This window comes from Streptomyces sp. NPDC055962, assembly GCF_042270185.1.
Classification (GTDB): Bacteria; Actinomycetota; Actinomycetes; order Streptomycetales; family Streptomycetaceae; genus Streptomyces.
Genome location: NZ_JBHJYN010000002.1, coordinates 1114601 through 1135734, shown reverse-complemented (window position 1 = coordinate 1135734; position 21134 = coordinate 1114601). Strand labels below are relative to the sequence as shown.

Annotated in this window: 20 protein-coding genes and 1 riboswitch; of the genes, 11 read left to right on the top strand and 9 right to left on the bottom strand. The window is 73.4% G+C overall.

Features of this window, described 5'->3' with window-relative positions:
• Window positions 1–88 precede the first annotated feature (88 nt).
• From ACFC51_RS10365 to ACFC51_RS10355, 3 genes are read left to right on the top strand one after another with little or no spacing between them, the layout of a single operon-like run.
• Entirely contained in the window at window positions 89–1135 is a 1047-nt protein-coding gene (locus tag ACFC51_RS10365; RefSeq protein ID WP_376527961.1) for an AAA family ATPase, read from the top strand.
• The gene (locus ACFC51_RS10360) at window positions 1135–2514 is read left to right on the top strand and encodes a DUF58 domain-containing protein (protein WP_376527959.1); all 1380 of its coding nucleotides are present in this window, start codon (window positions 1135–1137) and stop codon (window positions 2512–2514) included. The genes ACFC51_RS10365 and ACFC51_RS10360 overlap by 1 nt, the downstream gene beginning before the upstream one ends.
• Window positions 2511–5012 (top strand): DUF3488 and DUF4129 domain-containing transglutaminase family protein, encoded by a 2502-nt coding sequence (locus tag ACFC51_RS10355; RefSeq protein ID WP_376377952.1) that lies wholly within the window; start codon window positions 2511–2513, stop codon window positions 5010–5012. The genes ACFC51_RS10360 and ACFC51_RS10355 overlap by 4 nt, the downstream gene beginning before the upstream one ends.
• Window positions 5013–5430: 418 nt before the next feature.
• Here the strand turns inward: ACFC51_RS10355 and ACFC51_RS10350 are convergent, their stop codons facing one another.
• From ACFC51_RS10350 to ACFC51_RS10340, 3 genes are all read right to left on the bottom strand, one after another.
• The gene (locus tag ACFC51_RS10350; protein WP_033303312.1) at window positions 5431–5835 is read right to left on the bottom strand and encodes a DUF3040 domain-containing protein; all 405 of its coding nucleotides are present in this window, start codon (window positions 5833–5835) and stop codon (window positions 5431–5433) included.
• Window positions 5836–6136: 301 nt separating this feature from the next.
• Window positions 6137–6895, bottom strand: a complete 759-nt coding sequence (locus ACFC51_RS10345) for a methyltransferase (RefSeq protein ID WP_376377955.1) — start codon at window positions 6893–6895, stop codon at window positions 6137–6139.
• Between the two features lie 102 nt (window positions 6896–6997).
• On the bottom strand, window positions 6998–7537 hold the full coding sequence (locus tag ACFC51_RS10340; RefSeq protein ID WP_376377958.1) for an SAV_6107 family HEPN domain-containing protein: 540 nt from the start codon (window positions 7535–7537) through the stop codon (window positions 6998–7000).
• A gap of 170 nt (window positions 7538–7707) precedes the next feature.
• On the opposite strand from ACFC51_RS10340, the gene ACFC51_RS10335 reads away from it, so the two are divergent.
• From ACFC51_RS10335 to ACFC51_RS10315, 5 genes are all read left to right on the top strand, one after another.
• A complete protein-coding gene (locus tag ACFC51_RS10335) occupies window positions 7708–8553 on the top strand; it encodes an ATP-binding cassette domain-containing protein (protein ID WP_376377961.1) in 846 nt (281 codons plus the stop codon).
• Window positions 8525–10612: a YhgE/Pip family protein gene (locus ACFC51_RS10330; protein ID WP_376527956.1), complete on the top strand. Its 2088-nt coding sequence runs from the start codon at window positions 8525–8527 to the stop codon at window positions 10610–10612. The genes ACFC51_RS10335 and ACFC51_RS10330 overlap by 29 nt, the downstream gene beginning before the upstream one ends.
• A gap of 29 nt (window positions 10613–10641) precedes the next feature.
• Window positions 10642–11253 carry a TetR/AcrR family transcriptional regulator gene (locus ACFC51_RS10325; RefSeq protein ID WP_376377967.1) on the top strand — a complete coding sequence of 204 codons (612 nt, stop codon included), beginning with the start codon at window positions 10642–10644 and terminating at the stop codon, window positions 11251–11253.
• Window positions 11254–11653: 400 nt separating this feature from the next.
• A complete protein-coding gene (locus ACFC51_RS10320; protein WP_376377970.1) occupies window positions 11654–12271 on the top strand; it encodes a DUF4126 domain-containing protein in 618 nt (205 codons plus the stop codon).
• 31 nt (window positions 12272–12302) lie between these two features.
• Window positions 12303–13799, top strand: a complete 1497-nt coding sequence (locus ACFC51_RS10315; RefSeq protein ID WP_376377973.1) for a phytoene desaturase family protein — start codon at window positions 12303–12305, stop codon at window positions 13797–13799.
• 61 nt (window positions 13800–13860) lie between these two features.
• Here ACFC51_RS10315 and ACFC51_RS10310 read toward each other — a convergent pair whose 3' ends face one another.
• The 6 genes from ACFC51_RS10310 to ACFC51_RS10285 form a co-directional block, all read right to left on the bottom strand.
• On the bottom strand, window positions 13861–14784 hold the full coding sequence (locus ACFC51_RS10310) for a hypothetical protein (protein ID WP_376377976.1): 924 nt from the start codon (window positions 14782–14784) through the stop codon (window positions 13861–13863).
• A gap of 50 nt (window positions 14785–14834) precedes the next feature.
• A complete protein-coding gene (gene metF, locus ACFC51_RS10305) occupies window positions 14835–15752 on the bottom strand; it encodes a methylenetetrahydrofolate reductase [NAD(P)H] (RefSeq protein WP_376377979.1) in 918 nt (305 codons plus the stop codon).
• 116 nt (window positions 15753–15868) lie between these two features.
• Entirely contained in the window at window positions 15869–16519 is a 651-nt protein-coding gene (thiE, locus tag ACFC51_RS10300) for a thiamine phosphate synthase (protein WP_376377982.1), read from the bottom strand.
• Between the two features lie 163 nt (window positions 16520–16682).
• Window positions 16683–17048, bottom strand: coding sequence for an Rv2175c family DNA-binding protein (locus tag ACFC51_RS10295; RefSeq protein WP_376378680.1), 366 nt, complete (start codon window positions 17046–17048; stop codon window positions 16683–16685).
• Between the two features lie 68 nt (window positions 17049–17116).
• Window positions 17117–18349, bottom strand: coding sequence for an NAD(P)/FAD-dependent oxidoreductase (locus ACFC51_RS10290; protein ID WP_376378677.1), 1233 nt, complete (start codon window positions 18347–18349; stop codon window positions 17117–17119).
• A 28-nt stretch (window positions 18350–18377) separates the two neighbouring features.
• Window positions 18378–18719 (bottom strand): hypothetical protein, encoded by a 342-nt coding sequence (locus tag ACFC51_RS10285; protein ID WP_376527954.1) that lies wholly within the window; start codon window positions 18717–18719, stop codon window positions 18378–18380.
• A gap of 51 nt (window positions 18720–18770) precedes the next feature.
• A riboswitch (TPP riboswitch) is annotated at window positions 18771–18883 on the top strand.
• Between ACFC51_RS10285 and thiO the strand changes: the two genes are divergently transcribed.
• The 3 genes from thiO (at window position 18881) to ACFC51_RS10270 (ending at window position 21125) form a co-directional block, all read left to right on the top strand.
• Window positions 18881–20101, top strand: a complete 1221-nt coding sequence (thiO, locus tag ACFC51_RS10280; RefSeq protein ID WP_376378672.1) for a glycine oxidase ThiO — start codon at window positions 18881–18883, stop codon at window positions 20099–20101. It overlaps the preceding riboswitch by 3 nt.
• Complete coding sequence (gene thiS, locus ACFC51_RS10275) at window positions 20098–20328, top strand: sulfur carrier protein ThiS (protein ID WP_376378669.1); 231 nt, start codon at window positions 20098–20100, stop codon at window positions 20326–20328. The genes thiO and thiS overlap by 4 nt, the downstream gene beginning before the upstream one ends.
• 2 nt (window positions 20329–20330) lie before the next feature.
• Window positions 20331–21125 (top strand): thiazole synthase, encoded by a 795-nt coding sequence (locus tag ACFC51_RS10270; RefSeq protein ID WP_376378666.1) that lies wholly within the window; start codon window positions 20331–20333, stop codon window positions 21123–21125.
• The last annotated feature ends 9 nt before the right edge of the window (window positions 21126–21134 follow it).

Genomic DNA, 21134 nt, shown 5'->3' with positions numbered 1-21134 from the left:
CCCCGGGTCCTCCGGGGAGTGTCCGTATTTCGGGGCGGGCGGGGCGCTTTGTGCGCCGACCCGTGCACAAGGGGCCGAGGAGGGCCGGGTGACGACCTATGACGATCGAGCGAGCCTCACAGATCTGACCACCACAGCTGAGCGGGTACGCAGGTCGGTCGAGAGTGTGATCGAGGGCAAGCCTGAGGTCGTACGGCTTTCGCTGACCGTGCTGCTCGCGGAGGGGCATCTCCTCATCGAGGACGTGCCCGGGGTGGGCAAGACGATGCTGGCCAAGGCACTGGCACGGTCCATCGACTGTTCGGTGCGGCGCATCCAGTTCACGCCGGACCTGCTGCCCTCCGACATCACCGGTGTCTCGATCTTCGACCAGCAGCGGCGCGACTTCGAGTTCAAGCCGGGCGCGATCTTCGCCCAGATCGTGATCGGCGACGAGATCAACCGCGCCTCGCCCAAGACCCAGTCGGCCCTGCTGGAGTCCATGGAGGAACGCCAGGTCACGATCGACGGCCAGACCTACGAGCTGCCCGATCCCTTCATGGTCGTCGCCACCCAGAACCCCGTGGAGATGGAGGGGACCTATCCCCTCCCCGAGGCCCAGCGCGACCGCTTCATGGCCCGGGTGTCGATCGGCTATCCCAGCGCCGAGGCCGAGCTGCAGATGCTCGACGTGCACGGCGGCGCCTCGCCGCTGGACGACCTGCAGCCGGTGGCGCACGCCCACGACATCGTGAAGCTGATCGACGCGGTGCGTACGGTCCACGTGGCCGAGGCCGTCCGGCGGTACGCCGTGGAACTGGTGGCCGCGACCCGTCAGCACCCCGATCTCAGACTCGGGGCCTCGCCGCGCGCCACCCTGCATCTGCTGCGGGCCGCCAAGGCGTCGGCAGCCCTGGCCGGGCGGGACTACGCCCTGCCGGACGACGTGCAGGCCCTCGCGGTCGCGGTGCTCGCCCACCGCCTGCTGCCGACGGCGCAGGCCCAGCTCAACCGCCGCACGGCCGAGCAGGTCGTGCTGGACATCCTGCAGCGGACGCCGGTGCCGACGTCGGGCGGGACCGCCGCCCCCGCGCAGCCCCCGCACCGGCCCGGCAGCCCCGTGTACGGCCGTCAGCCCGGCGTACGGCGCCTGTGATGGCCTCCGCCGGGCCGCCCGGCCCCATGGACCACGGCGACGACAGGGGCGGACTGCGGGCGGCACTGGGCGGACTGACGACCCGGGGGCGGTCGTTCCTCGCCGCCGGTGTGGCGGCGGCGGTCTGCGCCTTCGTGCTGGGCCAGGGCGATCTGCTCCGGGTCGGGCTGCTGCTCGCGGTGCTGCCGCTGGTCTGCGTCGTCGCCCTCCACCGCACCCGCTACCGGGTGGCCGGCAGCCGGCGGCTGTCGCCGTCCCGGGTGCCGGCGGGCGCCGAGGCACGGGTGCACCTGCGCATGGACAACGTGTCCCGGCTCCACACGGGTCTGCTCATGCTCCAGGACCGCGTCCCCTACGTGCTCGGCCCCCGGCCCCGGTTCGTGCTGGACCGGGTGGAGCCGGGCGGCGTGCGGGAGGTGTCCTACCGCGTCCGGTCCGATCTGCGCGGGCGCTACCCGCTCGGGCCGCTGCAACTGCAGCTGAACGACCCGTTCGGCATGTGCGAGCTGACGCGTTCCTTCAGCGCCTACGACACCCTCGTCGTCATCCCGCGTACCGAACCGCTCCCGGCGCTGCGGCTGGCCGGGGAGGCCTCCGGGTACGGCGACGGCAGACAGCGCTCGCTGGCGCTGGCCGGCGAGGACGACATCATCCCGCGCGGCTACCGCCACGGTGACGACCTGCGCCGTGTCCACTGGCGCTCCACCGCGCGCTACGGCGAGCTGATGGTGCGTCGGGAGGAACAGCCGCAGCGCGCCAGATGCACGGTGCTGCTGGACACCCGGCGCATCGCCTATCAGGGGGCCGGACCCGAATCGGCCTTCGAGTGGGCGGTGTCCGGGGCCGCGTCCGCCCTGGCCCACATGCTGGAGCGCGGCTTCGCCGTGCGGCTGCTCACGGACGAGGGGAACGCCGTGCCGGGTGAGACGGCCGACGGCTTCGCCGGCTCGGCCCAGGAGTCGGCGGACTCGACGGGGCTGATGATGGACACCCTGGCGGTCGTCGACCACTCCGACGGCGGGGGTCTCTCGCGCGCCCACGACGTGCTGCGCGGGAGCAACGAAGGGCTGCTGGTGGCGTTCTTCGGCGACCTCGACGAGGAGCAGACGGCGGTGGCCGCCCGGATGCGGCAGCGCAGCCGCGGGGCCGTCGCCTTCGTACTGGACGGCGACGACTGGGCGCGCGGCTCCGTGGGAGCGGTGTCTCCCGCACCGGCCGCCGACCGTCTGCGGCTGCTCCGCGAAGCGGGATGGACGGCGATGGCGGTGCGGCCCGGGGCGGAGCTCACCGCGCTCTGGCAGCAGGCCGGGCAGGAGGGCTCCGGCGCGCAGTCCTCCGTGGCCGGGACGACGACGGGGCTCTCCGGGGGATGGTCATGAGCGGGCGCAGCCGGCTGGCACTGTGCGGCTTCGCCGCCACGATGATGGCGGCGGGCTCCCTCGTCCCCCTGGTCGATACGTCGAAATGGGTTCTGCACGCCGCGTTCCTGCTGGCCCTCCAGGCCGGTGCGGGGGCTCTGGCCCGCCGGATGCGCCTGGGGCGGGTGCTGACGGTCTCCCTCCAGGTGCTCGTCACCCTGCTGACGCTGACCGTGGCGTTCGCCAGGGAGCACGCGCTGTTCGGCGTGCTGCCCGGCCCGCAGGCGGTACAGAGGCTTGCCGATCTGCTGACCGCGGGCGCCGACGACGTCGGCAAGTACGCCATTCCCGCACCGACGACGGACGGCATCCGGCTGATGCTGATCGGCGGAGTGCTGCTGGTCGGGCTCGCCGTGGACGTCCTCGCGGTGACCCTCCGCGCCGCGGCTCCGGCCGGCCTTCCGCTGCTCGCGCTGTACTCGGTCGCGGCCGGGCTCTCCGACGGCGGGGCGGGGTGGCTCTGGTTCCTGCTCGCGGCGTGCGGCTATCTGCTCCTCCTGCTGGCCGAGGGGCGGGACAGGCTGTCCCGGTGGGGCCGGGTCTTCGGGGGTGTCTCCCGGTCGTCCGGCGGTCTCGCGTCCGGTCTGGACGGCTCCGGGCCCGTGGCACCGGTCCGTACGGGCCGGCGTATCGGTGTGGTGGCTCTGGGGATCGCCCTGGCCGTCCCCGCCGTCCTCCCCGCGCTGGACGGAGGACTGCTGAGCGGCACGGGCGGGTCCGGCCGGGGCAGCGGTGGCGGCGGCACGATCTCCGCGGTGAACCCGCTGGTCTCTCTGCAGAACAATCTGAACCAGCCGGAGAATCGGGAGGTGATGTCGTACCGCACCAACTCCACCGATCCGCAGGACCTCTATCTGCGCATCCAGGCGCTGGACCAGTTCAACGGCGGCGAGTGGCGTCCCTCGACCCGCCGGCTGAGCGACGTCCCGGACAGGCTGCCGCAGCCGGCCGGGCTGGCCGGGGACGTCGCGGTCACCGAGATCCGGACCAACATCTCCGCTTCGCGCTCCTACCAGCAGACGTATCTGCCGCTCCCCTATCCCGCCAGCGAGGTGGACGTCCAGGGCCGCTGGCGGTACGAGCCCGAGGGCCGCACGCTGGTCGGCGACGACGGCCAGACGACGGGCGGTGCCCGGTACGAGGTGAGCAGCCTGGTGGTGCAGCCGACGGCCGCGCAGCTGGCCGGCTCGATGGCGCCGCGCTCGGACGTGCGACGCGAGTACACACGGGTCCCCGGGTCGCTGCCCGGCGTGGTCGGGAAGACCGCCGAGAAGGTGACCGAGGGTGCCTCCAACGACTACGAACGGGCCGTGAAGCTCCAGGACTGGTTCGCCGCGGAGGGCGGCTTCCGGTACGACACGACGGTGACGTCGGGCACGGGCACCGCGGCGATCGAGCGGTTCCTGAAGGACAAGGAGGGCTTCTGCGTCCACTTCTCCTTCGCCATGGCCGCCATGGCGAGGACTCTGGGTATTCCGGCCCGGGTCGCGGTGGGCTTCACCCCCGGCACCGTCCAGGCGGACGGTTCGGTGTCGGTCGGGCTGCGGGACGCGCACGCCTGGCCCGAGCTCTACTTCGAAGGTGTGGGCTGGACCCGCTTCGAGCCGACGCCGTCCCGGGGCAGCCCCCCGGCGTACACCCGGCCGGACGTGCCCTCGCAGAACCCGAGCGATCCCGCGCTGCCCACGGACGGCGCCTCCGCCGCTCCCACGGCCGTGCCCTCCGCCACGGAGTCCTGCCCGGCGCAGATGCGCCGGCAGGGTGAGTGCGGCGCCGCCGCAGCCCCCGGTTCGGCGGACCCCACCGATCCGGGGACACCGGCGGGCACCGTGGCGCTCTGGGTCGTCGGCGGGCTGCTGGTGCTCTCGCTTCCGCTGGTCCCGATGATCTGGCGGGCGAGGGCCCGCCGCCGACGGCTCGGCTCCCCAGGGGCGCCTCCGGCCGTCGACGACGCCGTGGCCGGCGGTACGGCCGCGAACGCAGCAGCGGGACGTGCGGCCGTCACCGCCGCATCCGCGCGTACGGCCGCGGCCGCCTCGGCCAGGGTGCTGGCGGCGTGGCGGGAGATCACCGACACGGCGTGGGACCACGGCATCCCGCCGGACGAGTCGCAGACACCGCGCAAGGCCGCCGCCCGTGTCGTACGGCTGGGTGGTCTGGACGGGCCGGCGGTGGCCGCGGTCCACCGGGTGGCGGGGGCGGTGGAGCAGGTGCTGTACGCGCCCGAGCCGGGCGCGGCCTCCGCGTCGGCCGAGGACGTGCGGGAGGTCCGGGCAGGGCTCCGGGCCGTGGCCGGCCGGTGGGGAAGGCTGCGGGCCACGCTCGCACCGCGTTCGGCCGTCCGGGTGATCTGGACGCTCTCGGAGCGCTGGACGGAGCTGGGCCGCCGGTGGTCGGAGCGCATGGGACGCGACCGCTGGGCGGCGCGGCTGCGCAGGCCGTCGCGCCAGCAGGGCTGACCCCCGGGATCCGGGGCCGGCTTCGGTCCGGCCCCGGATCCCGGCGGTGCTCGCGCGGGTCAGCCGGAGGGTGCCCCGAAGAGGTCAGCCGGAGGGTGCCCCGAAGAGGTCCGGGGCGGACCGGAGGGGTGCGCTTCAGGGGCGGCCTACGGCTCCCGCGACCGGCGTACCGCGGAACCGCCCGCCGGGGCCGGTGCGGTGCGTGACGCCCCGGAGCCGGGCAGCCCCCCGGGGACGGTGCAGTGCGTCTCGGAGGCGGGCCCGCCTCCGAGGCCGGGTGCAGGAGAGCACGAGTGAGGGGCGGTCGCTGTGATGCGACCGCCCCTCACCTGCGAGGACCAGCGTCAAGTTCTCGGTGTGTGCACTCCACGTCCGGGGCCGGAGGCCGGGGCCGGCCGCTGCCCGGGGCGCGGAGAGCTCACTGGCCCTGTTCGTCGCGGCGGCGCTGCCACCGCTGCTCGATCCGGTTCATCATCGACCGGCGCTGCCTGGGATGTCGGCGTTCGCCTCCGCCCCCGCTCGCACTCCCCGCCGGCTGCTGCTCACCGGGCTTCGGCGCCTTGCGCCATCCGGTGACCGCCAGCACGGCGCAGCCCAGCATGACGAGGAATCCCGCCACGCTGACCCAGGTCTGCTGGAAAACCATTCCGGCCATGAGGAGCGCGATACCCACCAGAAAACCGGCCACCGCCTGGTAGACCCGTCGCCGGGTGTACCTGCGCAGCCCGCTTCCCTCAAGCGCTGTAGCGAACTTGGGATCTTCGGCGTACAGCGCTCGCTCCATCTGCTCGAGCATTCGCTGCTCGTGCTCCGAGAGCGGCACGGAGTCCTCCTCGTCGTCGGCCGCGGGGGCGACCGGTATGCGGCCCTTCCAGGATAGGCAGGGATTCGCCCCCGTGAAACCCGCCCTCTAGCCATAGCCAGTCCGGACCGCCATGTCGGCTCGGCTGCTGAGGCGTAGATTCCCCGACCTCCGATCCGTCATGCCGGATGGTGTCACCCGATCATACGGGGCTCCCGGCCCGATCGGGTGTTCTCAGCGGTACTCCGTCTGCAGCTGCGTTGCTGATCAGCCGGGCTCCGGGCGCCCGGCGTGCCTACTCCACCAGTGTGCCCCGATGCGCTCAGGGGCGCTTCTCACCCAGAACGTGCAGCTGGGTCGCCACCGAGTGGAAGGCCGGCAGTTCCGCGACCGCCGCCTCCAGCCTGAGGAGCTCTTCCATCGCACCCGGTTCGGTGTCCACGAGAACGCCCGGCACGAGGTCGGCGAAGACCCGCACGCCGTGGACCGCGCCGACCTCGACGCCCGCGTCGGCGACGAGTCCGGCCAGCTGGTCCGCGGTGAACCTGCGGGGCACGGGGTCGCCGTCACCCCAGCGTCCGGCAGGATCCGTGAGCGCTTGGCGGGCCTCGGCGAAGTGTCCGGCCAGCGCCCTGGCCAGGACGGCGCCGCCGATGCCGGCGCCGAGCAGGCTGAGCGCACCGGACGGGCGGAGCGCGTCGACCGCGTTCCGTACGCCCTCGGCGGGGTCGTCCACGTACTCCAGGACGCCGTGGCACAGCACCGCGTCGTAGCCGGCGCGCTCCACCACCTCGAACAGGCCGAGGACGTCGCCCTGGACACCGCGGACCCGGTCGGCGACGCCGGCCTCGTCGGCACGGCGCTCCAGCGCGAAGAGGGCGTTCGGGCTGGGGTCGACGACGGTGACCCGGTGGCCGAGCCGGGCGACGGGCACAGCGAAGTTGCCGGTGCCGCCCCCGGTGTCCAGTACGTCGAGGGTTTCCCTGCCCGTCGCCTTGACCCGGCGCTCGAGAGCGTCCTTGAGGACCTCCCAGACCACGGCGGTACGGAGTGAGGCGCGGGGGCGCAGCTGGTCCGACACGGCAGTTGACTCCTCGGCACGGTGCCGCCACGGACGGCGGAGCGTGAACAGTGCAGGTGGTACGGGTGGTCTCCACCCTATTGCCTCGCACCGCCCCCGCGGTCACTCCGCGTCGGGCCGCCGCCCCGCCCCCTCCCTCCGGGGCGGCGGGAGGACGGGCTGGAGGACCAGCAGCCGCTCGACCAGGCGCAGGAACATGGCCACGTCGCGCAGCAGGTCGTCGGCGTCGCGGCTGGTGGCCGCGCCGGGTATGCCCGCCTCCGCCCGGGCCCTGCGCGCGGCTCCGGAGGCGAACAGGGCGCTCCACTCGGCGAGTTCCGGCGCGATGTCCGGGAGGACCTCCCAGGCGCTGCGGATCCGCTCCCGGCGGCGGCCGCCGGTCTCCGGCCGCCCGCGGGCGGCGAGCACGGCGGCCGCGGTGCGCAGCGCGGCGAGGTGGGCGGTGGCGTAGCGCTCGTTGGGCACGTCGAGCACGGCGGCCTCGTCGAGGCCTGCGTGGGCCTTGGCGAGCAGATCGAGAGCGGCGGGCGGCGCCGTGGCGCGGCGCAGAACGGGGTGGACGTCGGTTGCCGGACCGGTCGGTGAGGGGGCAGGGCTGCCTGTGCGGCGCCGCGGGGCGGCTGCTGCGGACGAGCTGGCCATGACGAGCCTCCTGTCGTCGTGTGACGGCTCCGTGGCCGTATGTGTCCATCGTGACGGCCGCCACTGACAATCCCTCAGAGCCTGCCCCCGACCAGGCACTTTGCTTCATACGAGACTTCGGGATAGCTTTTTGCACTGACTGGTCAGTTCAAAAAATTGGGGGTGGGTTCGTGAGCAGCCCGCACGGGGCGGCGCTGAGCGCCGAGGACTTCGGACTGAAGGGACCGCGCGGCTGGGCCTTCCGGGGCGTGGGGTTCACCGCACCACCCGGATCGCTCGTCGCGGTGGAGGGGCCTTCCGGCTCGGGCCGCACCTGTCTGCTGCTCGCGCTCACCGGCCGGATGCGCTCCACACAGGGCCACGCCGAGGTGGGGGGCGAGCGCCTGCCCGGCCGTCTCGCCGCCGTACGCCGCTTCAGCGCACTGGGGCCCGTCCCCGGGGTCAGCGAGCTGGACCCCTCCCTGACCGTCGCCGAGCACCTGCGGGAACGTGCCCTGTTGCGGCGCCGCTTCGACGGCTCGCTGCGCTCCCTGCTGCGCCCCCGTGCCGAACGGGCCGCCGCAGCCCGGGCGACGGTGGAGTGCGCACTGGAGGCCGCGGGCCTGGACGTCGCGGCCCTGCCCAAGGCGGAACGGACCTCCGTGCGGGACCTGGAGCGACTGGAGGCCCTCCGCCTCTCCGTCGCCCTCGCCCTGACGGGCCGTCCGCGGCTCCTCGCCGTCGACGACACCGACCTCAAGCTCTCTACCACGGACCGCGCCCTGGCCTGGGAGCTGCTGCGCGGCCTCGCGGCGGACGGCACCACGGTGCTGGCCGTGTGCAGCGAGGCCCCCGAGGACGCGCTCACCGTACGGACCCGCCCGACGGCCGGGGAGGAACCGGCCGGCGCCGGACCGGGCCGGGAGGAACCGGCCGACGAGGACGACGAACCCGCCGCGGAGGCATCCGAGGGCGACACGACCACCGGGAACGGGAAGGGGACGGCCGATGCGATCGCCGAAGCTGGCCGCGCTTGAACTGAGGCGCTTCGGCAGGGGCCGGATGCCGCGTGCCGCACTCGTGGCACTCCTGCTGCTGCCCCTGCTCTACGGGGCGCTGTACCTCTGGTCCTTCTGGGACCCGTACGGGCGGCTCGACCGCGTCCCCGTCGCGCTCGTCAACGACGACAAGGGCACCACCACCGGCGGCGAACACCTCGCGGCCGGTGACGAGATCACGGAGAAACTGCTCGACTCCAAGGTCTTCGACTGGCACGAGGTCGGCTCCGCCGAGGCCGAGAGGGGCGTCGAGGACGGGACGTACTACCTCTCCCTGACCATGCCGTCGGACTTCAGCGCGCGGATCGCCTCGAGTGCCGGGGACTCCCCCGGCACCGGCGCCCTGCGGGTGCGCACGAACGACGCGAACAACTACATCGTCGGCCAGATCTCCAGGACGGTCTTCGCCGAGGTCCGCAGCGCCGCGTCCGCCAAGGCCTCACGCGGCTTCCTGGACCGGATCTTCATCGACTTCTCGGGCCTGCACGACGCGACCGCGAAGGCCGCCAAGGGGGCCGACGACCTGGAGAGCGGCCTCACCAAGGCGAAGAAGGGCTCCAAGGACCTCGCGGACGGCCTCAAGGACGCCGGGTCGGGCAGCGGCCGGCTCTCCACCGGCATCACCGAGCTGGACAAGGGCGCGGGTGACCTCGAGAAGGGGTCCCGGCAGGTCGCCGGCGGCACCCAGGTGCTGGCCGACACGGTCGACGCGGTCGCTGCCGACGTACGCCCCTTCCTCAAGGACAACGGCAAGGCCATCGGGGACGCCGCCCGCCTGGTCTCCGACTCCTCGAAGGCGGTACGGGACAACCTCGACCTTCTGGTGGAGGCGGCCCCCACGGCCTCGGCCGCCGCCCACAAGGCCGCCGACGACCTGGCCGACGTCTACCGCACCCGCTGTGAGGAGCAGGCCCTGCCCGACCCGGGGGTCTGCCCCCAGCTGAAGCGCGCCAGGACCGCGGCGGAGGACGTCGCCGCGGTGTCCGACGACGTCAGCGCCCTGGTCACGAACCAGAAGGGCGACCTGTCGAAGCTGCGCACCCGGCTCACCGGCCTGGAGAAGCAGGCCGACGCCCTGGCGAAGCGCTCACCCCGCCTGGACACGGACCTGGAGTCGGCCGTGAAGAGGATCAACGCCCTCAACAAGGGGGCGCACGAGGTCGCCACGGGGGCCGGCGCCCTCCACACGGGCCTCGGGACCGCGAAGACCGGGGCCGGGGACCTGAACACCGGCGTCAAGAAACTCACGTCGGGCTCCAAGAGCCTGAAGAGCGGCCTGTACCGGCTCGGCGACGGCTCCGCGACGCTCGCCCAGGGGCTGAACGACGGGGTCGGGAAGATCCCCGACTACGACGAGGAGGACCGCGACGCCCGCACCGGGGTCATGTCCGACCCCGTGCGGCTGGCCTCGTCCTCCCTGCACGCCGCGCCCAACTACGGCACCGGCTTCGCCCCCTACTTCATCCCGCTCTCGCTCTGGGTCGGCGCGATGGTGGCGTACATGCTGATCCAGCCGCTCAACCGGCGTGCACTCGCGGCCGGGGCCCCGGCCTGGCGCGTGGCCTTCGCGGGCTGGCTGCCGGTCGCCGCGATCGGCCTCCTCCAGGTCGCCGCACTGATGTCCGTGCTGCACTGGCGGCTCGGTCTGCAGATGACGCACGCCGCCGGCACGATCGGCTTCCTGGCACTGGTGACCTGCTGTTTCGCCGCGATCGTGCAATGGCTCAACGCCCGCTTCGGCGCGGCAGGCCGGATCCTCGTCCTCGCGGTGCTGATGCTCCAGCTCACCTCGGCCGGGGGCACCTATCCCGTCCAGACCAGCCCGGGGTTCTTCGGGGCGATCCACCCCTACCTGCCGATGACCTACGTGGTGGACGGGCTGCGCCGGCTGATCACGGGCGGCGGGCTGGGGCCGGTCTGGCAGGGCTGCGCCGTGCTGCTGGCCTTCACCGCGGGCGCGTTGGCGCTGACCGCCCTCTCCGCGCGCCGCAAGCAGGTGTGGACGCTGGACCGGCTCCACCCGGAGCTGAGTCTGTGACCGCGCCGGGACCTGTGAGAATCAGGGGCATGGACAGCAGTAGCACCACGCGCCGCCAGGTCACCCGGCAGAAGCTCTACGAGGCGGCGGTGACCCTCATCGCGGAGAAGGGCTTCTCCGCGACGACGGTCGACGAGATCGCCGAGCGTGCCGGGGTCGCCAAGGGCACGGTCTACTACAACTTCAAGAGCAAGACCGAGCTCTTCGAGGAACTGCTGCGCCACGGGGTGGGGCTCCTGACGCAGTCGCTGCGGACCGCCGCAGACTCCACGGAGGCAGCCGGCGGCACCCGGGTGGAAGCGCTGGACGCGATGATCAGGGCGGGTCTCGTCTTCATCGACCGCTATCCGGCCTTCACCCAGCTCTACGTCGCCGAGCTGTGGCGCACCAACCGCGCCTGGCAGTCGACTCTCCTGGTGCTGCGTCAGGAGGCCGTCGCCGTGGTCGAGGGGGTGCTCCGGGAGGGCGTCGCCGCCGGTGAGCTCAGCGAGGAGATCGACATCCAGCTGACGGCGGCCGCGCTGGTGGGGATGGTCCTCGTGGCCGCCCTCGACTGGCAGGCCTTCCAGCCCGAGCGGACGATCGACGACGTGCACTCCGCCCTGTCCCTGCTGCTGCACGGCCGGGTCAGCGGGCGCTGAGCCGCGGTCCGCGAAAAGGCACAAGGACGAAGCACGAGGACACGCACAGGGAAGAGGCACGGGGCGAGGCACGAGAACGCCGGTCCGGTGGAATTCGATCCCCCCGAATTCCACCGGACCGGCGTGGTGTGCCGTCGCGAGGCCCTCCCCCGTGACCCCGTGTCCCCCGTGGTCCCGGAGCCCCGCGTCGTGCGCCCCCGTCACGTCCGGGGTACCGCGCCGTTCCGCCGCCCCGTGCCGGCGGTCCTGGCGCCGCGCCCCTTCCGTGGTCCCCACTCTTCCGTCCGCGCAGGTGGAGGCCCATCCGCGTCGCTACTCATCTCACGCACTAGGTAGGCGTACTCAGGCCTGTGCGGCGGAGCCCACCCGGGCCCCGCGCCGACTGGTTACGATCGCGTCCGTGTCCGTACTCCCCCTGGTGTTCACGAGTGGCTGGGCGAGCGGGATCAACGCCTACGCCGTGGTCCTGCTCCTCGGTCTCTTCGGCGCGACCGGGCTCACCGACGAGGTCCCCGAGTCCCTCCAGCGCCCCGATGTCCTCGTGACCGCCGGGGTGCTCTTCCTGCTCGAGGCGGTGGCCGACAAGATCCCGTACGTGGACTCCGCCTGGGACGCGGCACACACGGTGGTCCGGCCCGTGGCCGGGGCGGTGGTCGCCGCGCTGCTGGCCGGCGAGAGCGGATCCCTGCCGGAGCTGGCGGCGGGCGCCGTGGGCGGTTCCACCGCGCTGCTGAGCCATCTGGTGAAGGCGGGCACCAGGATGGCGGTCAACACCTCGCCGGAACCGTTCAGCAACATCGGAGTCAGCGTGGCGGAGGACCTCGGCGTCGCCGGGATCATCACCTTCGCGGTCTTCAACCCGGTGGCGGCGGCCGTCCTCGCCGGGGCCCTGCTGCTGCTCGGCCTGGTGACCCTGGTCTTCCTGGCCTCCCGGATCCGCCGGTTCCTGCGCCGCAGGGCGCAGCGGCGCGAGGAGAGGGACCTGGCCGGGGCAGGCAGGCACCGGCCTCCCGGATGAACGGCCGGCGGCACCCCGTAGGGTCACTGCCATGGCACGAATTGCGGTGATCGGCGCCGGGGCGGGCGCCATGGCGGCGGCGGCCCGGCTCTCCGTGGCAGGCCACCGGGTGACGGTGTACGAGCGCACGGAGACCCACGGAGGCTCGCTCGGCCGGTACGCCCGTGACGGCTTCGTCTTCGACACCGGACCCGGCCTGCTGCACCTGCCCGCGGTCTACCGCGATCTGTTCGTGAAGACGGGCAAGGAGAGCCTGGAGCAGTGCGTGACGCTCACCCAGGTCGACCCGGCGAGCCGTCACCTCTTCGCGGACGGTACCGCGGTGTCGCTGCCCAACGCCTCACGGGCCGGCGTCGTCGGTGCGCTGGACAGGGCGCTGGGCGAGGGGACGGGAGCGCGCTGGGGCGACTTCCTGGACCGGGCGGGCACCGCGTGGGACCGCTCGCGCAGGCCTCTCCTGGAGGAGCCGCTGCCCGACGACCGGCAGCATCTGGGCCGTGACCCCTACCCGGCGCCGCGCCGGCGCAGGCTGCTGCGCTCCCCCCGGCAGGCGGCGACGCCCGCGGAGGTGGGCGCCTGGGAGCTGGCCGACCCGCGGCTGGCCGCCCTGCTCGACGGGTACGCCCTGTCCTACGGACTCGATCCGCGTCGTGCCCCGGCGGCCGCGGCCCTCCTTCCGTACATGGAGGAGACCTTCGGCAGCTGGTACGTCGCCGGGGGCATGCGCGCCCTGGCCGACGCGGTGTACGAGCGGTGCCTGGCCCGCAGGGTGGACTTCGTCTTCGGCGCCGAGGCGGTCCGGGTGCATGCGAAGGACGGCCGGACCGCGGGGATCGAGCTGGCGGACGGCACGAGCGTGGAGGCCGATCACGTGGTCCTCGGTGCGCAGCCGGCGCCCGGCCTCCTGCCGGTCCCGGAGGAGCCGCCCGCCGGAGCCCGGGACGGCCGGGTGCCTGGCCGCTTCCTCGTCCTGCTGTCGCTGCGCGGCGCCCGGGAGGCCGGGGCGGCGCACCGTACGGTGGTGCACTCCGGCGACCCGGGTGCGGAGCAGGATGCGGTGTTCGGCGGACGTACGGCGGAGAGCCCCACGGTGACGGTGCTGCGTCCCGACGATCCGGCCACCCGCCCCGACGAGGAGCACGAGGCGGTGACCCTGATGGTGACGGTGGCTCCGCACGGTCCGGTCGACTGGACGGACGGGGCTCTGCGCGAACGGTTCGCGGACACGGTGATCGGCCGTGCCGCCGGAGCCGTTCCCGGTCTGCGTGAGCGGATCCTCCACGCCGAGCTACGGACGCCCGCCGAGACGGCGGCCGACACCGGCGCCGAGGGTGGCTCGGTGCCGGCTCCGGCCCTGGCCGGGGCGGGGGGCGCGTATCTGCACAACGGGAACCGCAGCCCGCTGCCGGGCCTGTATCTGGCGGGCGGCTGGTCGCATCCGGGCGGAGGGACGGCGCACGCGGGGATGTCGGGGGCCCTGGTCGCCGGACTCGTCGTGGAGGGTGACGGCTTCCGCGGCTCGCAGTGAGCCGCGGAACGCCCCGGCCGCGCCGCCGCCGGCCGTCGCCCGCCGGCGGCCGCCCGGCGGCTCAGTAGCGGTACTGCTCGTTCTGGCCGGTGTCGTAGCCGTTGCCGTACGGGGCGGGCTGGACGGGAGCCTCCGGCGGCAACGGCGGGTACTGGTCGCTCTCGCGCTGCTGCGGGACCCAGACCCCGCCGGGCGGGGTGTCGGTGTACTGGCCGGCGTACGGATCGGCGGGCTGCTGCCCCCCGCCGTACGAGGGGTCGTACCCGTTGCCGTAGGAGTTGTCGTAGCCGGTGTACTGGCCGGTGCCCGACGTGGTGCCCGTGCCGGCGTAGGGGTCGGAGTAGGGGGCGTAGCCCGCCTGGTCGTTTCCGTGGTCGTACTGGCCGGTGTAGGCGCCCTGGTCCTGGTACACGCCCTGGTCCTGGTAGCCGCCCTGGGCGGCGTAGGGGTCCTGAGGGGCCTGCCGGCCGTAGCCGGCGTAGGGGTCGTAGGCGCCGTACTGCGGCTGCTGCTCGCCGTGCTGGTCCTGCTGGTCGTCACGGCCGGCCGGGGCGGGGTCGGTGTAGATGCCGTACTGCCCGGTGTCGTCCGGCATCGGCTCCGGCTCGTAGACCGCCGCGGGGGCGGCCTCCGCCTCCTGCGACCGGGAGGCTCCCTCGTACTCCAGGCCGGAGACCTCGAGCGTCGGCTTCCGGTCGCCCGACCCACGCCGACGGCGGCTCTCGCCGGGGCTGCCGCCCAGGGCCCACCCCGTCGAGAAGCCGCGCCTGAAGGAGAGCGTCACGTACGTCTGGCCCGTCGCGAAGGCGATCGCGCCCAGGGCGATCACCAGCACCGAGGGGATCAGGACACCGAGGACCACACCGAGGAAGCCGCCGAAGGCGAGGAGCCTCCAGCGCAGGCGCGCCTTGTACTGCAGCAGCACCTCGCCCAGCAGCCACAACGCCACTATGCCGAATGCGATGTAGAGGACCGTCCAGCCCACGCCCGCCCCCTCCTACGGCCACCGCCCCGGTTGGTGGCGGGTACGGCCGGTCACGACTGCTTGTGCAGTCCGAGATTCTCGTAGATCTCGAGTGTCGCCGTCGAGTTGTTGAGCGTGATGAAGTGCAGCCCCGGGACACCCTCGGAGAGCAGTTTCGCGCAGAACTCCGTGGCGAACTCGATGCCAATGGAGCGTACAGCGGCCGGGTCGTCCTTTGCGGCGAGGATGCGCTCTTTCAGCGAGGAGGGCAGGGACGCGTTGCTGAGCTGCGCGAACCTCTCCAGCTGCTTCACGCTGGTGAGTGGCATCACCTCGGGAATGACCGGGGTGTCGCAACCCGCAGCGACCACACGGTCACGCATCTGCAGATAACTCTCCGGCTGGAAGAACATCTGGGTGATCGCATAGTCGGCCCCGGCGCGGCACTTGTCCACGAAATGGGCGATGTCGGAGTCCCAGTCGGCGGACCGCGGATGCATTTCCGGAAATGCCGCGACGCCGACGCAGAAATCACCGGCCTCCTTGATCAGCCGGACGAGATCGGCCGCGTACCGCACGCCTTGGGGGTGCTCGACCCACTCGCCCATCGGGTCGCCGGGCGGGTCGCCGCGCACCGCGAGGATGTTGCGGATACCGGCGTCGGCGTACTGCCCGACCATGTTGCGCAGCTCGGCGACGGAGTGGTCGACCGCGGTGAGGTGCGCGACGGGGGTGAGCGTGGAGTCCGCGGCGATCTGCTGGGTCGCCTTGACCGTCCCCGCGCGGGTGGAGCCGCCGGCACCGTAGGTCACGGAGACGAAGCTCGGGGCCACCGCCTCGACCCGGCGCAGGGCGTTCCAGAGATTCCGTTCACCCTTCTCGGTCTTGGGCGCCCAGAACTCGAACGAGAACGACGTCTCGCCGGTCGCGAGCAGCTCACGCACGGTGCGCGCGTGATCTGTCCTGGTGGAAGGTGTGCCAAGGGCCATACTGGGAGGTTAACCAGGGCCCGGCGGTACCCCAACCGCGCAGGGCGGATTGACCGGAATGAGGCGGAATTTGTCCACCCCTCGGACAGCCCCGTGCCAGGAGGGCACCGCTCGCCTCAGAGCGCGCGTTCCCGGATGCGCCGCGCGAGCGAGGCGGCCGCCGCTGCCGGGTCGTCCGCCTCGGTGATCGCCCGTACGACGACGACCCGGCGTGCTCCGGCGTCCAGCACCTCGTCGAGGTTGCCCGCGTCGATGCCGCCGATGGCGAACCAGGGCCGTGTCGTGGCCAGCGAGGCGGCGTAGCGCACGAGGCCGAGGCCCGGGGCGTGCCGGCCGGGCTTGGTCGGGGTGGGCCAGCAGGGGCCCGTGCAGAAGTAGTCGACGCCCTCCTGGGCGACGGCCGCGTCGACCTCGGCCTCGGCGTGGGTGGACCGCCCGATCACCACGTCGCCGCCGACGACGCCGCGGGCGGCGGGCACGGGCAGGTCGCCCTGGCCGAGGTGGAGCACGTCGGAGCCGATGGCATGGGCGACGTCGGCCCGGTCGTTCACCGCGAGGAGGGCGCCGTGGCGCTTGCAGGCGTCGGCGAGGACCGCGAGGTGGTCGAGCTCCTCGGCCGCCTCCATGCCCTTGTCGCGGAGCTGCACGATGTCAACCCCGCCGGACAGCGCGGCGTCGAGGAACTCGGGGAGGTCGCCCTGTCGCTTGCGGGCGTCCGTGCACAGGTAGAGCCGGGCGCCGGAGAGCTGGGTGCGCGGTGTGGACATGGTGGTTTCCCCCGTCGGTACGTCGATGGATCCTGGTGCGGCGACGCGTCGTGCCGTACGGCGCACGCCGTGTACGTGGGTGAGGCGCCGCGCCTGTGGACGCCGGTGACGCGGGGTGCGGGCCGTGTGTGCCACGGCCCGCACCCCGCTCACGGCTCTCCGGTCAGACGGCGAGCGCCTGGGCCCGGCGCTTCACCTCCGTGCCGCGATTCTCGCTCAGGGCCTGCGCGGGCGTGCCGGGCAGGGTCGGGTCGGGGGTGAAGAGCCAGTCCAGCATCTCTTCGTCGTTGTAGCCGTCGTCCCTCAGGAGCGTCAGGGTCCCTGCGAGACCCTTGACCACCCTGTCGCCGTCGATGAAGGCGGCAGGCACCTGAAGCGCCCGGTTCTCACCACGTCGTACGGCGATGAGCTGGCCTTCCTTGACCAGCTGCCGGACGCGCGTCACCTCGACATCGAGCATTTCCGCGATGTCGGGAAGGTGGAGCCAGGCGGGGACGAGAGCATCGATCTTTGCGTCAATCTCGGTCACAAGGACAAGCGTGCCATCCCGGACCGACAGTCGGTACCCGGGCCGGGCGCACGGGGCCGCGCCTGCCACTAGAGCGCCGTGGATTTCAGCGGTACGGAGGAGTCGGCCGCCCGCGCCGGGTCGATCCGCGCGCCCGCCTCGACGAGCTTGCGCCCCTGCGCCAGGTCGCGTGGGCGGCCGACGGCCAGCAGGGCCACCAAGACCCCTTGCCGGAGCCAGCAGACCGTCCAGGAGGGGTCCGCCGGATCGCCCCGCCACAGCAGGGTGTCCGCACCGGCGTGATGGCCGGCGTACTGCACGAAGCGCCCGAACTGCTCGGACCAGAAGTAGGGCACCGGGTCGTACGTCCTGGCCGTTCCGTCCGCGAGGCCGGCGGCGACCGTCCGGGGTCCCTGGAGGGCGTTGTCCCAGTGGTGGACCGTCAGCCGCTCCCCGTAGCGGGCGGACGGGAAGGAGGCGCAGTCGCCCACCGCGTACACGTCGGGCAGCGAGGTGCGCAGGGTGCTGTCCGCGGTGACCGAGCCGTCCGGGCCGAGTGCGATACCGGAGTCGGCGAGCCAGGCGGTGGCGGGCCTGGCCCCGATGCCCACGACCACCGCTCCGGCGGGGATCACCCGGCCGTCCGCCAGGTGGACGGCGCCCCGCTCGATGCGGGCGACCCGGACCCCGGTGAGGAGGCCGGCTCCGCTCTCGGCGTACCAGGCGGCCATCGGGGCGGCGACCTCGGCGGGCATCGTGCCCGCGAGGGGCCGGCCGGCTGCCTCGACGACGGTGACCGCGCATCCGGCCGCGCGCGCGGCCGTGGCGAACTCGGCGCCGATCCAGCCCGCTCCGACGACGACCACGTCGTGCTGCCGCTCCAGGACGGGCCGCAGCCGCGCGGCGTCGTCGAGGGTGCGCAGCAGGTGCACGCCGGGGACACCCTCGGTGCCGGGCAGCGCGACGGGCTCCGCCCCCGTGGCGAGGACCAGCGCGCCGTAGGCGACGGGTCCCTCCGCGGTGTCCAGCTCGTGCGCCCCGGCGCGCAGCCCCTCGACGTCGAGCCCCAGGCGCAGGGTGATGTCCAGCGCCTCGAAGTCGACGTCGAAGGCGGAGTCCTCGGCCTTCCCCAGCAGGACCGCCTTGGACAGGGGTGGTCTGTCGTAGGGCTGGTGCGGTTCGGCGCCGATCAGGGTGACCGGCCCCGTGAAGCCCCGTTCGCGCAGGGCCACGGCCGTCTGCACACCGGCCATGCCCGCGCCCACGATCACGACTCCGCGCGACGGGAGTCCAGCTGCCTCGTCCTGCGTCTGCTCGCTCACCCGTCCACCCTAATCACCTGACGTGACGTCAGTGGGTGAGCTCCTCCACGACGCTCGTCCCGCTGCCCTGCCGCGACTCCCACTCCCACGTCTCGTCCAGGCGGACACGGCCGTCGGCCAGGTCCGTGACGGTCGACGCGCAGTGCCCCGACGAGGTCGTCCCGTCCTGCTTCAGCTGGACGTAGCGGAAGTCCAGGGTGTCCCCGTCCCGGGTGCCGACGAGGTGCCCGTGCACGATGTCGCCGCCCGCGTACTCGGCCCAGATCCGGCCGTCCCGCTCGTGGTAGGTGAAACGGGTCCGGGTGCCGACCTGGCCGGGGGCCTGGTCGGCGACCGGTGAGAGGACGAGTCCGTCGAGCGAACGGGCCACGGGTACGGCTCCCTTACTGACTGCGGCCGGTGGGGTCTAGGCTGGCCACCGTAAGACACTCGCGGGAGTCCGGACGCACCGGGCTGAGAGGGAGGCTGACCGGCCTCCGACCGTACGAACCTGATCCGGGTCATGCCGGCGAAGGGAGGGGCTGGACACCCATGCGCATCTCAGCGGACAGTTCCGACGTCCTGGTCGTCGGGGGCGGCATCATCGGGCTGGTGACCGCCTGGCGGTCCGCCCAGCGCGGTCTGAGCACCACGCTGGCCGATCCCGACCCCGGCGGCGGGGCCGCCCGGGTGGCGGCCGGGATGCTCGCCGCCGTCACCGAGCTGCACTACGGCGAGCAGATGCTGCTCGGCCTCAACGTGGCCTCCGCGGCGCGCTATCCGGAGTTCGTGGGCGAGCTGGAGGAGGCGAGCGGCCAGGAGACCGGGTTCCGGGCCTGCGGCACGCTCTCCGTCGCGCTGGACTCCGACGACCGCGCGCATCTGCGCGAGCTGCACGCCCTGCAGCGGCGTTCGGGTCTGGAGTCCGAGTGGCTCACCGGCCGCGAGTGCCGGCGCCTGGAGCCGATGCTCGCGCCCGGCGTGCGCGGCGGGCTGCGCGTCGACGGGGACCACCAGGTGGATCCTCGGCGTCTGGCCTCGGCGCTGGTGACGGCGTGCGAGCGGGCCGGGGTGGTGTTCCGCCGCGCCTGGGTCCAGCGGCTGTCCGTCACGGGCGGCCGGGCGACGGGCGCCGTACTGGCGGACGGCACGGAGCTCGACGCCGGCCAGGTGGTGCTCGCCGGAGGCAGCCTGAGCGGCCGGCTGGAGGGGATACCCGAGGCGGTCGTGCCGCCGGTGCGCCCGGTCAAGGGGCAGGTCCTGCGGCTGACGGTGCCTGCGGCGTACGCCCCCTTCCTGAGCAGGACCGTGCGGGCCGTCGTGCGCGGCAGCCACGTCTACCTCGTGCCGCGCGCCAACGGTGAGCTGGTGGTCGGCGCGACGACGGAGGAACTGGGCTGGGACACCACCGTCACCGCGGGCGGGGTCTACGAGCTGCTGCGGGACGCCCACGAACTGATCCCCGGCATCACCGAGCTGCCGCTGACCGAGACCCGTGCCGGACTGCGGCCCGCCTCCCCGGACAACGCGCCGCTGCTGGGCCCCACGGCACTGCCCGGCCTCCACCTGGCCACCGGGCACCACCGCAACGGGGTGCTGCTGACCCCCGTCACCGGGGATGTGATGGCCCACGTGCTGACCACCGGTGAGCTGCCCGAGCTGGGCCGCCCCTTCGCACCACTCCGCTTCGACCCGGCCACCGCCGCCCCGGGGCACCCGCGGACCCCCTCGCCCGAAGACACCGCCCCCGCCTCGCAGGAGCAGCCCGTATGACACAGCCAGCGTCCCTCGCCGATCCCGTGCAGGTCTCCGTCAACGGGGAACACCGCACCGTCCCCGCCGGCACCGCACTGGACACCCTGGTCGCGTCGCTGACCCGGGCACCTTCCGGGGTGGCCGCCGCGGTCAACGAGGCCGTCGTGCCCCGCGGCCAGTGGTCCGCCACCGCGCTCCTCGACGGCGACCGCGTCGAGGTCCTCACCGCCGTCCAGGGAGGCTGACCATGTCCGACGATCTCTTCGCGCTGGGCTCCGCCACGTTCTCGTCCCGGCTGATCATGGGAACCGGCGGGGCGCCCAGCCTCGACGTGCTGGAACGCGCCCTGATCGCCTCCGGCACGGAGCTGACGACCGTCGCGATGCGCCGGCTCGACCCCACCGTGCAGGGTTCGGTGCTCTCCGTCCTGGAGCGCCTCGCCATCCAGGTACTGCCGAACACCGCGGGCTGTTTCACCGCCGGTGAGGCCGTGCTGACCGCCCGGCTGGCCAGGGAGGCGCTGGGCACCGACTGGATCAAGCTGGAGGTGGTGGCCGACGAGCGGACCCTGCTGCCCGACCCGGTCGAGCTGCTGGACGCCGCCGAGATCCTCGTGGACGACGGCTTCACGGTCCTGCCGTACACCAACGACGACCCGGTCCTGGCCCGCAAGCTCCAGGACGTGGGGTGCGCGGCGGTCATGCCGCTGGGCTCCCCCATCGGTTCCGGGCTCGGTATCCGCAACCCCCACAACTTCCAGCTGATCGTCGAGCAGGCCGAGGTCCCCGTGATCCTGGACGCCGGGGCGGGGACCGCGTCGGACGCGGCGCTGGCGATGGAGCTGGGGTGCGCCGCTGTGATGCTCGCCTCGGCGGTGACCCGGGCGCAGGAGCCCGAGCTGATGGCCGCGGCGATGCGGCACGCGGTGGACGGCGGGCGGCTCGCGCACCGGGCGGGGCGCATCCCGCGCCGTCACTTCGCCGAGGCGTCCTCCCCCGCGGAGGGCCGTGCGGTGCTGGACCCGGAGCGTCCGGCCTTCTGACCCGGACAC